Source organism: Pseudoalteromonas sp. MMG006 (assembly GCF_018101025.1).
Lineage (GTDB): Bacteria > Pseudomonadota > Gammaproteobacteria > Enterobacterales > Alteromonadaceae > Pseudoalteromonas.
Window position 1 is genome coordinate 62,701 of the sequence record NZ_JAGJEJ010000001.1, and the last position, 15,459, is coordinate 78,159.

Genomic DNA, 15,459 nt, shown 5'->3' on the forward strand with positions numbered 1-15,459 from the left:
ATTTAGGATCATAGGAATCTAGACTCATGTCAAACGCCAAATCTCTTGAACAACTAGAGCAAAAGCAAGATTTTATTCGCCGCCATATTGGGCCTAGCCCAGCACAAGTAAGCGATATGCTAAGTGCTTTAGAAGTATCAAGTGTGCAAGAGCTGATCGACCAAACTGTACCGGCTAGCATTCGCTTAGAGCAGCCATTAACAGTTGGCGAAAGCCGTACGGAAGTTGAAACACTAAGCTACTTAAAATCGGTAGCAAGCAAAAATAAAGTTTTCAAATCGTACATTGGCCAAGGCTACCACCCAACGCACGTACCGCACGTAATTTTACGTAACGTACTAGAAAACCCAGGTTGGTATACTGCGTACACGCCGTACCAGCCAGAAATTGCGCAAGGGCGTTTAGAGTCGTTATTAAATTTTCAAACTATGACCCTAGATTTAACAGGCCTTGATTTAGCAAGTGCATCACTACTTGACGAATCAACCGCTGCTGCAGAGGCAATGGGCCTTGCAAAACGCGTATCTAAAGCTAAAAAAGCCAATGCCTTTTTTATCGCCGACGACGTACACACACAAACTATTGACGTAGTAAGCACCCGTGCTGAGCAGTTTGGTTTTGACATAATTGTAGGTAAAGCAGCAGATGCCGTTAACCACGACATTTTTGGTGCGCTTTTCCAATACCCATCTACATCGGGTGAAGTGGTTGATGTAACCGACCTAATTGCGGGCGTACAAAGCAAAAAGGCCATTGCCTGTGTTGCTGCCGACATAATGAGTTTATTACTATTAAAAGCACCGGGTAAACTAGGCGCAGACGTAGTACTTGGTTCGGCTCAGCGTTTTGGTGTACCTATGGGTTACGGCGGTCCACACGCTGCATTTTTTGCAACACGTGACGCATACAAACGTTCATTACCAGGGCGTATTATTGGTGTATCTAAAGACCGTTTAGGTAACGACGCACTACGTATGGCAATGCAAACGCGCGAACAACACATTCGCCGCGACAAAGCCAACTCAAACATTTGTACAGCGCAGGTATTACTTGCCAACATGGCCGCGTTTTACGCGGTGTACCACGGCCCACAAGGCTTAAAAACTATCGCGCAGCGTATACATCGCTTTGCTGATATTTTAGCAACAGGCCTAAAAGCTAAAGGTATCGCACTTAAGCACAGCACATGGTTTGATACGCTAACAGTAGTAAGCGACAGTAAAGACGACGTAATTGCACGTGCTATTGCACAAGGCGTTAACTTCGCTACAAACCACGATGGCGAATACTCAATTTCAGTATCAGAAACCACAACACGTGAAGACGTAGCGCAGTTATTTGATATTGTACTAGGCGAAGGCCACGGCCTAAGTGTAGATAGCATCGCAGCCGATATTGAAGCAAACGGTAGCGACTCTATTCCTGCTAGTTTAGTACGTGATGACGAAGTATTAACGCATCCAAACTTTAATAGCTACCACAGCGAAACAGACATGCTTCGCTACATTAAGCGCCTTGAAAACAAAGATTTAGCGCTTAACCACTCAATGATCTCATTAGGTTCATGTACTATGAAACTAAACGCGACCGCTGAGATGATCCCAATTACATGGCCTGAATTTGCAAACCTTCACCCATTCTGCCCGCTAGACCAAGCAGAAGGTTACCAAATAATGATTAACGAGCTGCACGACTGGCTAGTTAACATTACCGGTTACGATGCGGTTTCACTTCAGCCAAACTCGGGTGCACAAGGTGAATACGCAGGCTTAATCGCGATTCGTAAATACCACGAGTCACGCGACGATGCGCACCGTAATGTATGTTTAATCCCAAGCTCAGCGCACGGTACTAACCCTGCATCTGCGCAAATGGCCAGCATGAAAATTGTGGTAGTTAACTGCGACAAAAACGGTAACGTAGACATGGCCGATCTTAAAGCGAAAGCTGAAGAAGTGTCTGAAAACCTATCGTGTATTATGATCACATACCCATCTACACACGGTGTTTACGAAGAAACCATTCGCGAAATTTGTGACATTGTGCACGAGCACGGCGGCCAAGTTTACATGGATGGCGCAAACATGAACGCGCAAGTAGGCGTAACAAGCCCAGGCTTTATTGGCTCAGACGTATCGCACTTAAACTTGCATAAAACGTTTTGTATTCCACACGGTGGCGGCGGCCCAGGTGTAGGGCCGATTGGTGTTAAATCGCACCTTGCGCCATTTATGCCAAACCACAGCGTAATTAACGTGCCGGGTACAAACGTTAATAACGGTGCAGTATCGGCAGCGCCATACGGCTCAGCGGCTATTTTACCTATTTCATGGGCTTACATTACCATGATGGGGAGCGAGGGCTTAAAACAAGCCACCGAAATGGCCATTGTGAACGCTAACTACTTAACACACGAGTTAAGCCAGCACTTCCCAATTTTATACCGTGGCCGCAACAACCGCGTTGCTCACGAATGTATTGTTGATTTACGCCCATTAAAAGAAGCGTCAGGCATTACTGAAATGGATGTAGCTAAGCGCTTACAAGACTACGGCTTCCATTCACCAACTATGTCGTTCCCAGTAGCGGGCACATTGATGATAGAGCCAACTGAATCTGAGTCAAAAGGCGAAATAGACCGCTTTATCGAAGCGATGGTGTCAATCAAAGGCGAAATCGACAAAGTAATCTCTGGCGAATGGTCAATCGAAAACAACCCACTTGTGTTTGCACCGCATACACAAGCTGACGTGTTAGGTAACGAATGGGACCGCGCATACGATCGTTTTTACGCAGCCTTCCCAGTGCCTTCTGTAGCTAAAGTCAAGTTTTGGCCAACGGTTACACGTATAGATGACGTATACGGCGACCGTAATTTAGTATGTTCATGCCCAGCGGTTGAGACTTATCGCGACTAAGAGCAGAGATGTTCATGATAAATAAGTTTGCGAACGCGTATAAATAAGTTTGCGAATGGGCAAAAAAGGTGAGCTTTTATAGCTCACCTTTTTTATTGATTTTCATTAGGCAGCAGTTACTACAAGCTCATCCCCGCACCATTAAACTTCAGCCATTTCTTAGCTTCATCATAGTCAGGCATCACTTTTTCTATCGTGCGCCAAAATTTAGGAGAGTGGTTTTTGTCTTCTAGATGGGCAAGCTCATGAACAATAACGTAATCTAATACGCTTAAAGGCAACATGGCGCACTTCCAATGGAGGTTTATTGCTCCTTTCGAAGTACATGACCCCCAACGGTTTTGTAACTCCATTACACGAATGCTGACAGGTTTAAGTTTCATTTTGGGCTGGTAGAGCTTAAGCCTTTCATTTAAACGCTGCTGTAATTTCGTTTTGTAAAAATTCTTAAAGTGATCAGGGGCATTATCAACTTCTGAATCTAATAACTTAAACTGCCCATAGTGGAAAATGAGAGGCTCTAATTGGTCTTGCACTAGTTGCAGGCGGTAATTTCTGCCAAAATATAAAAAACTTTCACCGTTAACATATTCTCGATGGATTCGAGTTCTGTTAAGGTCCTCCCACTCGGCTAGGCTCTTATAAATCCAACTTCTTTTAGACTCTATGATCTGTTCTATTTTCTCAACATCAAACGGTGATGGCGCTATTACTAAAACAGTACCATCACGTTCAATATAAATACTTGTTGTCTTCCTATCACTCTTCTTGAGTTGGTAGCTGATATCCTTATATGTGCTGACATTTAAAGTATCTGCCACTAATTACCATCCTGTTGTTTTCTGTTGGACAAAATATCTAGCTCTCTTCTTTTGGCTAGATTCAATAACTCTGTTGTTGCTAGCTCAAATGATTCTTCTAGTGCCGGAATGTCACTCAAAATAAATACTTCTTGGATTTTACCTTCAAGTTCATCAACCATATTAGGGCGATCCCAGAAGTTTAAACCTTCAATTTTATTAGCCATTATTTCTAGTATTTGTTCAACAATACTCCTAACGGCTTCCATCTCACTTGGCTGGCAAGAACCATCAAATGCCAACTCAATGATTAAATCAGTAAACGGATCTCCAGCAGATGTATCATCACCTCTACCTTCATCAATTTCCTCTCTTAATGTTTCCAAGTGAAGCAGCATCTGATCCCACTGCTCATTGTACTTCTTAAGAATATCATCCAGCTTTTCACTGAAGCGTTTATACATAACAGGGTCATCAGCTTCATTCACTTTACAATGCTTACGAATCGCATGTTCCATTTCACTTGCCGCAGCACGCTCATCTTTATGCTCCTTTAATGTGGTAATGAATTTATCTGAGAACAACTCTACAGGTGGCACTTTAGGGTTAATACCTAGGCTAATTAGATGTTCACTAACTAGCTTGCGAACTTTTTCACCAGCACCAGCAATATTGATAGAGTCATCTTTATACCGCTCTCTCGCTTTAGCCTGTAGATGACTAAATTGGTACATAGGTATTTTGTATGGATGTGCCAGCTTGTTTGGCAAAATAATATCCATACTTTGCATGAATTTCTTAAGGTAGACATTAAAGCTATCGCGAGTTTTAACATCCTCTAACGCTTGAATGACTGACTCAGTAGCTTTGTATCTTTCAATATCTGAAGATAACTTTTGCTGAACAAGATTTTCAATTTGTGAGATATCTTTATCTTCAAATAGTTGAATCAACTGCCTATAACGGCTTTGAAGTACAGGCATTTCAGACTCGACCGATTTAAACGTATCTAATATGTCTTGTTGATCTCTGCCTGAATACAGCGATAGCGCTTCTTTTAGATTCTCAGTTAACCCTATGTAATCGACAACATACCCAACTGTTTTGCCGGGATATGTTCTGTTAACACGGGCTATTGTTTGCAGTAAATTATGTTCTTTTAGCTTCTTATCGATGTACATAACCTGTTCAATAGGCGCATCAAAACCAGTAAGAAGCATGTCACAAACTATTAAGAATCCGATGCCAGTATCTGGCTTGTCGTAATCAAATTTCTTCTTAAAGTTTTCCACAGCATTACGTTTACGAGACTCGTTTCGAGCAGCTACGAATGAAGCCTTTTCATTCGTTCCATCAGAAGAAATGACAACCATAGCATCTAGAAACTCCACTTGTCTGAGTAGCTCTTTATCCTGTTCTTCAGCAGGTTTATGCTTTTCCTCTTCTGCCCAGTCATTAAGCGCTTTTCTAATAAACGTTTGATAGTGCAATGCCGCTTGCTTTGAAGAACAAACAACCTGAGCTTTATAGCCACTAGGCAACACCTTTTGTATATAGTGCTTAACAAGGTCGTTAGATATTTCTTCAATACGATCTTCTGCTTCTAATATGTCGCCAGTTGCACCATATTTTTTGCGGATTGCAGCTATTTCTTCTTCGGTCCTGTTTTTAAATAAGTTTTCGAATTTTGTATCAAAACCATGTTTATCATAGATTGCTGATTCGGCTGTTTTACCCTCATACAATATTTGCAGAGTTGCACCATCATCCACGGCATCTTGAAGCTTGTATTCATCAATATATGGTTCATCAGGGTTATTGCCAAAGCGTTTCCAAGTTGGATCGTTATGATGGTCGGCAATTAAAGGAGTCCCAGTAAAAGCTAAGCGAGTTGCGTTAGGGAACGCATCGAACATATTGTCCGACAAACTGGCTTTATCTTGCCCTGTTTTCTGTGTTCGGTGCGCTTCATCAATCATGATAAGCACTTTGTCTGATGGATTAACTTCACCGAAGCTTTCAAATAGCTTCACAACATTGTCTTTGTCAGCTTGAGAAGAATACTCAGAAGAAGGTTCTGCAACAGATTTACCCAAAGCTTCATTTAAATAGTCTGGCGTATTGCTGTTATCTGCTTCTCTAAACTTATGCACCATAACCATATTGAGTGTTGAGCGATCATCACATAGCTCTTTTTTCACTTCATCGCTGCTTGAAATGCTATAAACCGTTTCACCAGTCAAAGAAGCTGTTTTACCAAGTTGTTCGTCTAAATCTTTACGGTCATTGACCATTAGAACTTTGTATTCATGCAAATCTTTAGTGCTTCGCATTTTGCGTACTAAAAAGACCATTGTTAAAGACTTGCCGCTACCTTGTGTATGCCAAACGACACCAGAGCGTTCATCACTTGTCTCGCCAGTTCTAATTCGTTGAATAATCTTATTAACAGCACGATATTGTTGATAACGAGCAACAACCTTTATGCGTTGCTTTCCTGCATCCATGAATAATGTAAAGTTATTCGTAATGTCTATCAGGTTTCTGGGGTGCAACATACCTTGAACAAGGGTTTCTTGTTTACGATGCTTCCCTGTCGTGGGGTCAACATAAGGAGTATCATCTGGGTAAATAGTCTTCCAATTAAAATAATACTCTTCTGTTGATGTAACTGTACCAAACTTGGCGTTGTCACCATATGTGCCAACCATTAATTGATTGGTATAAAAAAGCTTTTCTTCCCCTTCAATCAGTTGAGAACCTTCCGGCTCCCTTAAGTCAGCATATCGCCTTAATTGCTCTATTGCTTGATTCATTGGGTCTGATGTAAAGCTATTTACATCTTTACATTCAATAACAACCAGCGGAAGGCCGTTAACAAACAATACAACATCAGGAATGATGCACTCTTTAACGCCAGCAGGGGTATCAATACGAAACTGATTTATTGCAACAAATCGGTTAGCATTCCAGTTATCAAAATCAATAATCTTAACCGTAGGGTTCTGCTCACCAGTTACGGTGTTCTCATCGACCTGCCATTTTTTGATTCGCTCCATAAACTCTTGATTGTTTTCAAGCAGGCTCTTTACACCAAAATCAGTGAAGTCTTCATAAAGTCCATCTATTTGTGAATCAGTTAACCAACATTGGCCATCAATAGTGTTAAGTGTGCTTATCGCCTTGGCAAACTCTCGTTGGATAACACATTCTCTGAAATGTTCTCGATAACTAATGCTAGGATCTTTAGGTATCACACTAGAGGAATGCTCAATAACTTGCCATCCCATAGCTGCTAGTTGATTTAGTAGAGGCTTTTCTACAAATTGATATTCAGACATTAAACCTCTCCCACTGGTTCTGGTACTAGCTCATAAAACACGAATTCTAGGAAGCTAGAAATTGTGGTCCTTTGATTTTCTATATCGTCATCCACCCAAACATGATGTTCAGGGTTAAGCTCTTCGCGCCAATCATGCAATTGCTTTGCAATATCTTGCGAGACTATTTTTTCTTCACTCAACGCATCAATCCGCTTACTTAACGACTCATTAGTAATTTGTTTTTTACGTATCTGTTTCGAAAATCTCAAACTTAGAACTTCTTCAAGGTATACACGAGGCTTACAGCTTAATTTATCGGTATTTCGTTCAACAAAATCAATTAACTCTTCAGTATTCAAATGGTGTGCTGATTTTACAAATGCATCTTTATTTCCAATTTCAAGATATGAGCCTTGAGCATTTTTCTTAATTTCGATTAGAGCAATATCATTCTTTGAAAATCCGTGTACCTTTAAAAAGTTCGCTACCCCATCCTTGAAGTGGCTAAGCATTATTACTTGTTGGCACTTATCCGCTAATCTCACTAGCTTACTATGGGTTTGCCCAACTCTGTTCTCATCAAATGAGGTTACAGGGTCATCAAAAACAATAATTGTTTTGGCTAAGGTTTTGTTTTCAAGTGAATCTAGTGATGCAAGAAAAATTGATAAACCAAGAGATCGTCTATCAGATTCACTAAAAATTTTATCTAAATCATTCTCGGCAATATCAGCGCCTTTAAACTTTACTTTAAAGCTATAAATGGGTTTGTTACCAAGTGGTTCAGGCTTATATTCAAGTTTAAAGTCTCTACTACCTAAATCATTAAAATGTTTATTAATTTTAGTGAAATACTGCTCTAAGAAGGCGCTTTGTTCTTTCCGTAGTGATTCTTTTAGCTTTGGAATATCGTCCTCAAGATCGCAGATGCTTTTTGATAAAGCGATGTGTTCTATACAGGCTTCATTCTTTTCGTATCGTTCAACTTGTAGCGCAACGTCTTTACCTTGCTGCTCAAGGTGTTCAAGGTCTTTTTCAATTTGGTCTCCTTCAAATCTAGCTTTGAATTCGTTGGCTCTTTTATTAAAGGTTTGGTAATTAGAGTTAAGATCTGCAACATCACTAGATATATTTTTAATAAGAAGCTCAAACTGAGCTGTATCTACAACTTCAAATGATTTTTTAGGGTCGGCTAGCTTAGTTTCAATCCTGACATTAAACTCCCCAATAATTTGAACAGCTAATAGGTTTAGCTCATCAAGCTTCTTTTGAATTGAATCATGTGACTTTTCGATATTCGAAATTATTTCATGAATTTCATCAACACGACTAAGCTCTGGGTAACTATCAATGACTAAACCTGCCTTTTGGATTGAAGATATTAACTGTTCAATCCAGTATTTCGTCAGTAAAGGGTGATGTTGCGCCACAGTAGACTTTACATACCCTTCGTGCCTAGCAAATTGATCATCAAAACATTGTCGATACAGATCCAGTAACTCATTTGCTTGTGGTGTAATTGCCTGTCCACAAAAATGACAGTTATCACCATCAAGTAAACTTAAGCCTTGTTTAATCCATTGTTCAGCACCTTCAGGCTTAACAAAGTGTTTTTCAATATGACGATTTAACTCTGCTTTGGCTGCCTCATGTGGGTTGTCTAGCCCGGTTTTTAGTACAGTGTTAATTGCCGTTACCGCTTCACTAAAATCTGTAGCTACTTTAAGCGGAAATAGATTCTTTCTTTCCCTAATCGCCTTACTTGCTTTCTTTTGTGAGTTAAGCAAAGCATATTCTTCACGTTTTTTATCTAGTTCTTCTTTGGTAGCGTCTATATCCGCAATTACTGGTTCAGCTATAAATGATTTTAAGTCATCAACTTTTGAAAACTCGCTTTGAATTAACTTTTTGAGATCTGACTTCTTCTCTTTTAATTCTTTATTTTTCGCTGCTATGTTTTCTGCTTTAACAACACCCTGCGACCCTAAGATAAAGTCGCTAAAGCTCTCCTTGGTATCACGAGTTAGTGTACGCCCTAAAAAAACATTTTGGTGATAGAAAGCATCATCATAAACAGCAAGCCTTAAATGACCGGGCAACTTATTTTTCCAATCATCATTATTAAAAATAGCTTTAACTTCTTTTTTGCCATCAGCATCTAAAAAGTTCAGTTCTACCTTTTGTGCTAACCCATCATCAGGAATGCTCTTACGGGCGCTCAGCGTAGCTGATTCACCAGATTTGAGAGATGAAAAAATATCACCCAACGTGCTTTTCCCGTATGTATTTCTGCCGTACACGAGAGTAAGCTTTTCAAATTGGCTTTGGCGACCATTGCAGTCTTTATAGGTGCCAATATTTTTTATTGTGGAAATCCGTTTTAACAAAATATCTCCTTAACTCGCTAGTATGCAAAGCTTTGCACATCAACAAGTAAGTCTTTAACTTGTTTATTTATACGTTTATTAAATTCAAACTCAACTTCGACTTTTCTCAGCTTGCTGACATTTACCTTAAAATAGTCCGTCAGCACTTTTTTCTTTTGCGCTAATGTATAATCATCGAAATTAGGAATATAACTTGTTTCGTATTTTCTATGGCTAAGCTCTTTGAAAGCCCTGACGAACTTTTTAGGCTGAATAGTAACGTTAAAGCGCTTAATAAGCTTTCCTACATAATGATCAAGCGTATGTAACAGTTGTTCATCATTAATCTCTGAAAAGAAAAACAGCCAACCTTTGGCTTTATTGTCGAAAACACAACCCGTAATTCGAAGGTTAAGTCGCCAAAGTAAAAATGCTTCACTTTTCTGTTTTGAATGTTTGTAACTGGTAAAAATAGATACAAGTGAATGCTTCAACCTTTCAATAGAGCCAAGCCGAGCGCTAATTGTTGAGTCGTAAAAGTGATAACCTAAATAGTCAAAAGAACGCCCTAATTGTTCGATTGTGGACTTATCTGGGCGCTTGATAGGGTCATACATTTTTAGCCCGATACGACTAAAACGTTTCCTTATATCAGTTGCTATGGTCTGCGCGTCATTAAAATCGCAAAATACCATGACATCATCTACATATCGGTAATATTTAATGTTTGGCAACGATTCAAAGTAGTTATCAATATTTAACAGGTATATTGCGGCAAGAATATTCGATATCGCTAAACCTTGGGGAACACCTCTTGTCGAAAGCGGGTCTGTTGTTTTCGACACTGCCACAGTTGGTGAAGTAACGGCAGAAAAAAGTACACTCTTAATATCGTCAGAACGTATTTTCTTACCTAAACGACTTCTTAATTCTTTATGCTTTATCGAAGGGTAAAAATTGCTGACATCAAGCTTAATAACGCCAGTAAAGCCGCCTGATGCAACATCCTCCTTTACTCGTTTGATCACTTTTTGCGGTAAGTTAAATTCAACATCACCGTCATAAATTTCAGTTAAAAAATCACACATAGCACGCATTGCAATGCGATCTCTAACCGTTGGAATTGAAATCTCTCTCGGTGCTTTATCTTTGCCTTTGCTCACTAATTTCAGCTTGTACTTAGTGAATTTGTAAGTCCCTGCTAGCATTTTTCGTGACAGAATAGCTATTTGCTCATCAAGTTGAGCACGGAAGGCGTACTGATCTAAATTATCGATGCCTGTCGCACCTGAATAAACCACATGCTCAACAAAAATTCGCTTTAAGTTTTCTTCTGAAAAATGATTATTAAATTGCTGCTGAATTGTCATGCTAACTTCTCAATAGCAACCAAAAGAATAACGGGCAATAAATATAAAAGCGTCAGCAATACATAACGCTTAGCTAACCACCATGTGATGCTTAACCAGTGATACCATGTAGGGCAACGATCTAAGCCTATTTTACACCCTGTATTAGTATCGACACCTTTATTGTTGGTAACGTGCTCAAGGCAAAGAGCTAGGTAGTAATCATAATCTGTATGGTTTTCGCAAAGTCCCATGATTTGCTCATACTCTGCTGATATTTTTTCTATATCTGCATTCTCTTCTTTAGCTTTGTGGTAGAAAGTGTTGAGGGTTTCATAACTTTCTTTAATGAGGCTTGCCCGTTCTTTGAAAGACAGCCCTGCAATAAACCCTGACAGACTTAATACCAACACTGAATACACTATCCAGCTAATACCAGCTAAGTCCTCTTGACCTGCTGACGGAGTAAATTTTAAGTAATAGATTGAAACGGCAACGCCAAAAAATGAGTACCACAGCAATAGCAACTGTGATTGAAATGCATTAGACAGCAAACGTTTTTCGGCTTGTATTCTTGCTTTTCTTGTCCACCAAACATTGTCGGAGAATGCCATTTTACTACTTCCTTTTTATTAAGGCGTTCTAGGGTGTCAGTGGGTTACATAGAGTTAACACCCCTGACGGGGCAAGCTATAAGCCTCCGAAGAAGCTACAACTAAGAGACAAGCTCTTCAATATTAGTTGCACTCACAAGTGAGTGGCTAACCTATTCAAGCCGAAGCTCTCAAGGTCAACACACCCTAGAACAAAACTGGTTATACTTTTACTTTCCCTGTTAGCAAATCTTGCATCAGGCCCTTTTTAATATTTGTATACTTTTCAATGATTACTTCTTCGTTAACGATTTTTTCTGATAGTGAATCTATAACTTCAACGATCTTTAACTGTTCACAATTATGCTTTGGTAAGCATACTTTTACTTTTTTGAATTCGGACTGTTTAACACCTTCCACTGTTGAACCGCTACCTCTTGAAAAAATTGCTCTACGAAAATTATCTGACATTAATAAATATTTTAAAAAAGAGGAGTCGCACTTTAAGCTAGACTGCAAAATGATCATTCTCTGAGCAAAAGCTACCTTACTTTGTGTGTCTAATTGAGCTACGTTTGCAAGTGGTGCTTCTGTCGTAAATAGAACATCACCTTGATTGGGTATACCTCTAGTCATCCAAACATCGTAATCCTCAGCAGCTATATATTCTCTTGGTTCAGGATCAATATAACCAAACCTCACATTTTTAGCTGTTATTAAAGGAATACCGTCCCCAGTTTTATTTGGAGTTTTGCCCCTATAGTCAATAACTCTATCCAGAATGTCTTCAACTCGTTGTATCTCCCAATCTTTAGGAATCCAACCCAATTCTGTTTCTTGATATAGTTCTGGCGCTTCTTCATAGCTTGGGCGCAATTGACCATAGCTTTTGTTGGTTTCTGGCGTGCCAGATAAATCGATACCGCGAGAAAATAAATCAGCCATCATGCCTTGTTTGACGGCAGTATATTTGTCGATAAGGTTTTGAGTCAGGTCAATGAAATTATCAATCGTATTCATCACCTTAGCTATTTTCTGCTGCTTTTCTATTGAAGGGGCTAATACCGTTAGCGTTTTCATATCTGCTTGAAACAGATGTGGGACTCCGCTACCTGCCACTCTCTCAGCCACTAGCTTCTTAAACTTTTCACCTTGCAAAAAATAAAAGATAAACTCAGAACACAATACATCTTGGTTTTTAAGCCTGACTAACATCATCGTGCTGTTAATGGTAGTCGGACCGGGCAAGCTATCAATAAGTGCTATTCTTCCAATAGTGCCGTCCTTAGAGATGATAATATCGTTGACATTGAGCTTAATTTCAGGAGATTCATCATATCTAAATTGATTTATATGCTGGCATTCATCCCATTGGATTTTATCACCTTTAATATGTGTCCCAGCAATAAGATATGGCCCTTCCTCTGTATATTCATGAGACTTTAAACCTTTCCAGCCAATTCGTCCTCTGACATGAGAAAGCTTACCTAAGTTGTATGAAGCTAAATACTGAGTTTCGTTATTCATAACCCAACTCCACTAAGAAACCATTTAGTAAAGTTGACTGCTGTTCACGTTCAGCAAGAATATCCTTAGCTGTTATTGCGTATTTATTATGAAGGTTTTCAACCGCTTTAATTAGTTGTGTCACTAGTTGGCGCAGGTAGTGTGCATAGCTATCAACCATCTGCTGTTTAAAGCGTGCCTCAATAAGTGCCTTAGCTTCTTCTGGTGTAATTTTTTCACGCGCAGCTTCAACGAGATCTTCTTTTTTCTTTTCAGCTTCTTTAATGCCAGATTTTAGCTCTTTCAGTTTTTTTTCAAGAGTGGTATGTTGTTCCAACTTTGCGTCTATCTCAGCATTAGCTGAGGTTAACTTTTCAATGCTAGCTTCTAGCTGCAATGCACGCGCAGAGTCTTCTTTTTTGGCAAACTTTAGCTCTTTCTTTAAATCACGAAGCTGACCGTTGTTTTCTTTTTTGCCATCTTTAAGTGCTTTCACCTGAGTTTTTGGTAACACGCCTGATTCAGACTCGTCCTCTGCTTCTTCATCATCTTCAGTTGACTCATTTACCGCAGCAAACAATGCTTCCAACTCTGTAATTCTGGCAGCATCTTTTTTAAGGTTTGCTAGTACCTCTGGGAATTGAGATTCAAGAATTTCTTCGTCTGGAATTAGCTCAGCATTCCAACCTGAGTTGGCAATAGACTTAAGATCCGCTTCATGCTGTTTAAAGTTATTCGCCATTGCACCACGTACTTGATAAATGGATAGCAAGTTTTCAGGCAATAAGGCACTTACAATGCTGTTTAGGGCATCGCGTCTTAACGCAAAAACTCCTTTAGAACCTAAGGTTTTATCACCGAGTTTATGGAATTGAGGAACAAAGTGCTTACTCCACCAGTTATCTAACTGCCCATAAAAAGCATTATGCTTAGCAATAAGTTGAGGGTGGTTTTCTATAGTTGTTTTAATGTCGGCTTTGTTTTCAATAGCCTGAGCAAAAGACCAATATTTTGAAGAGAGCGAGTCGCCATCTTTTTGCTTAGGGTGGCCTGAAGTAAACAGTGCTTCTTTTAATTTGGCATAATTTTGCCAGTGAGATTCAAGGCTGTTAACTTCATCAGCAGGTACACCACCGTTTAAATGAGCTTTAACATTATGAGGCTCTGGTGCTGGGCTGTTATCAACATAACGTCTAATGTTTAAATTGAACTCTTCTTGCTCAAGTTCACTAACAGGCACTGCTCGTGCGTATTTTTCTACATTCTTATCAGTATCTGATGTGAGAGATTCATATACATGAGTGATTTTTTCAATGTCTTCTGGGCGAAGGCTGTTTTGGTTTTTACCTTCTTTGTATTCGCGATCCGCATTGATAAACACAACATGTTTGCGCTTAGCAGCATTAGCCTTGTTAAATACTAGGACGCAAGCAGGGATACCCGTTCCATAGAATAAACCTTGTGGTAAACCAATAACCGCTTCTAATATGCCTTCTTCAATAAACTTTTGGCGACACGTTTTTTCTTCACCACCACGAAACAAGACGCCATGTGGCATAACCACAGCCATCTTGCCGTCTTGTTTAAGTGAAGCCAGCATATGTTGAACAAACATGAAATCAGCCTTTTTACCGCCCTCAGGAAGCCATGTGTGGAAGCGGCTTTGATGTGTCATGCCATCGCGACTGTAGTTTTGTGAAAACGGTGGATTCGCGATAACTCTTGAATAAGTGCGGATTTCGCCATTAGCATCAATATGCTGGGGTTTGGCAAGGGTGTCTTCATTTTGAATATTTGCACCGCCAACACCGTGCAAAATCATATTCATTTTACAAATAGACCATGTGGTGCCGCTGTCTTCCTGACCGAATAAGTCTATTTTGTTAACGTCACCACCCGTTTCTTCAACGTACTTCTTACTTTGGATGAGCATACCGCCACTTCCCACCGTGGGGTCGTATATTTCCATTCCTTCACCCGGCTGTAGAAGCTCAACTAATAAACGAACCACTTCAGAAGGCGTGTAGAATTCACCACCTTTTTTACCAGCGCTGTCAGCAAAGAACTTAATTAAGTATTCGTAAGCCGCACCTAATAAATCAGGAAACTCAAAGCACTCATTGGTTAACGTAAAATCTTTTTGGTCAAAGTGCTGAATGAAATCGATCAGCACTTTATCTTCCATCGGCTTTTTACCAACTTTTTTGTTGAAGTTGATATGCTTTAGAACATCTTCAAGACCCTTTTTAATATTGGCATCTTCAAGTGCGGCAAGCGCTTTATTTAGCTCAGTCCCCACGTTTTTCTTAACGTGCTTAATCGTTGACCATGATGCTGCTTCAGGCACGAAGTAATCAAATTGAGAAGGCAGAGAAACAAGCTTTTCAATTGCAGCGTCTGACTTTCCTTCTTTTTCTAAACGGGCGCGGATAGCGGCTTTATCTGCTTCAAATTGATCAGACATGCGCTTTAAGAACAACATACCGAAGATGTATTCTTTATATTCCGAGGCATCCATTTTACCGCGCAATATGTCACACGCTTTAAATAGCAGGCTTTCTAATCTAGTTAATGTCAGTTTATGTTTCATGTTTTCAATAATTC

8 protein-coding genes are annotated in these 15,459 nt (G+C 39.7%); 1 reads left to right on the plus strand and 7 read right to left on the minus strand.

From position 1 onward, the window contains the following. Window positions 1-26 precede the first annotated feature (26 nt). Window positions 27-2,918: an aminomethyl-transferring glycine dehydrogenase gene (gene gcvP / locus J8L73_RS00290; RefSeq protein ID WP_211014097.1), complete on the plus strand. Its 2,892-nt coding sequence runs from the start codon at window positions 27-29 to the stop codon at window positions 2,916-2,918. 119 nt (window positions 2,919-3,037) lie between these two features. On the opposite strand, the gene J8L73_RS00295 is transcribed toward gcvP, so the two are convergent. The 7 genes from J8L73_RS00295 to J8L73_RS00325 form a co-directional block, all read right to left on the minus strand. Continuing rightward, window positions 3,038-3,739 (minus strand): SprT family zinc-dependent metalloprotease, encoded by a 702-nt coding sequence (locus tag J8L73_RS00295; protein ID WP_211014098.1) that lies wholly within the window; start codon window positions 3,737-3,739, stop codon window positions 3,038-3,040. Then, window positions 3,739-7,059 carry a type I restriction endonuclease gene (locus J8L73_RS00300; protein WP_211014100.1) on the minus strand — a complete coding sequence of 1,107 codons (3,321 nt, stop codon included), beginning with the start codon at window positions 7,057-7,059 and terminating at the stop codon, window positions 3,739-3,741. Before J8L73_RS00300 ends, J8L73_RS00295 begins: the two co-directional genes overlap by 1 nt. After that, window positions 7,059-9,428, minus strand: coding sequence for an AAA family ATPase (locus tag J8L73_RS00305; RefSeq protein WP_211014102.1), 2,370 nt, complete (start codon window positions 9,426-9,428; stop codon window positions 7,059-7,061). Before J8L73_RS00305 ends, J8L73_RS00300 begins: the two co-directional genes overlap by 1 nt. Before the next feature lie 17 nt (window positions 9,429-9,445). Next, window positions 9,446-10,777 carry a reverse transcriptase domain-containing protein gene (locus J8L73_RS00310; protein WP_211014104.1) on the minus strand — a complete coding sequence of 444 codons (1,332 nt, stop codon included), beginning with the start codon at window positions 10,775-10,777 and terminating at the stop codon, window positions 9,446-9,448. Then, window positions 10,774-11,370 carry an SLATT domain-containing protein gene (locus J8L73_RS00315; RefSeq protein ID WP_211014106.1) on the minus strand — a complete coding sequence of 199 codons (597 nt, stop codon included), beginning with the start codon at window positions 11,368-11,370 and terminating at the stop codon, window positions 10,774-10,776. The genes J8L73_RS00310 and J8L73_RS00315 overlap by 4 nt, the downstream gene beginning before the upstream one ends. Before the next feature lie 201 nt (window positions 11,371-11,571). Continuing rightward, window positions 11,572-12,876: a restriction endonuclease subunit S gene (locus tag J8L73_RS00320; RefSeq protein WP_211014108.1), complete on the minus strand. Its 1,305-nt coding sequence runs from the start codon at window positions 12,874-12,876 to the stop codon at window positions 11,572-11,574. Then, entirely contained in the window at window positions 12,869-15,445 is a 2,577-nt protein-coding gene (locus J8L73_RS00325) for a class I SAM-dependent DNA methyltransferase (RefSeq protein ID WP_211014110.1), read from the minus strand. Before J8L73_RS00325 ends, J8L73_RS00320 begins: the two co-directional genes overlap by 8 nt. Window positions 15,446-15,459: the final 14 nt, after the last annotated feature.

Coding starts and splice junctions, on each gene's coding strand:
- gcvP (WP_211014097.1), top strand. CDS start 27: ATGTCAAACGCCAAATCTCTTGAACAACTAGAGCAAAAGCAAGATTTT.
- J8L73_RS00300 (WP_211014100.1), bottom strand. CDS start 7,059: ATGTCTGAATATCAATTTGTAGAAAAGCCTCTACTAAATCAACTAGCA.
- J8L73_RS00310 (WP_211014104.1), bottom strand. CDS start 10,777: ATGACAATTCAGCAGCAATTTAATAATCATTTTTCAGAAGAAAACTTA.
- J8L73_RS00315 (WP_211014106.1), bottom strand. CDS start 11,370: ATGGCATTCTCCGACAATGTTTGGTGGACAAGAAAAGCAAGAATACAA.
- J8L73_RS00320 (WP_211014108.1), bottom strand. CDS start 12,876: ATGAATAACGAAACTCAGTATTTAGCTTCATACAACTTAGGTAAGCTT.
- J8L73_RS00325 (WP_211014110.1), bottom strand. CDS start 15,445: ATGAAACATAAACTGACATTAACTAGATTAGAAAGCCTGCTATTTAAA.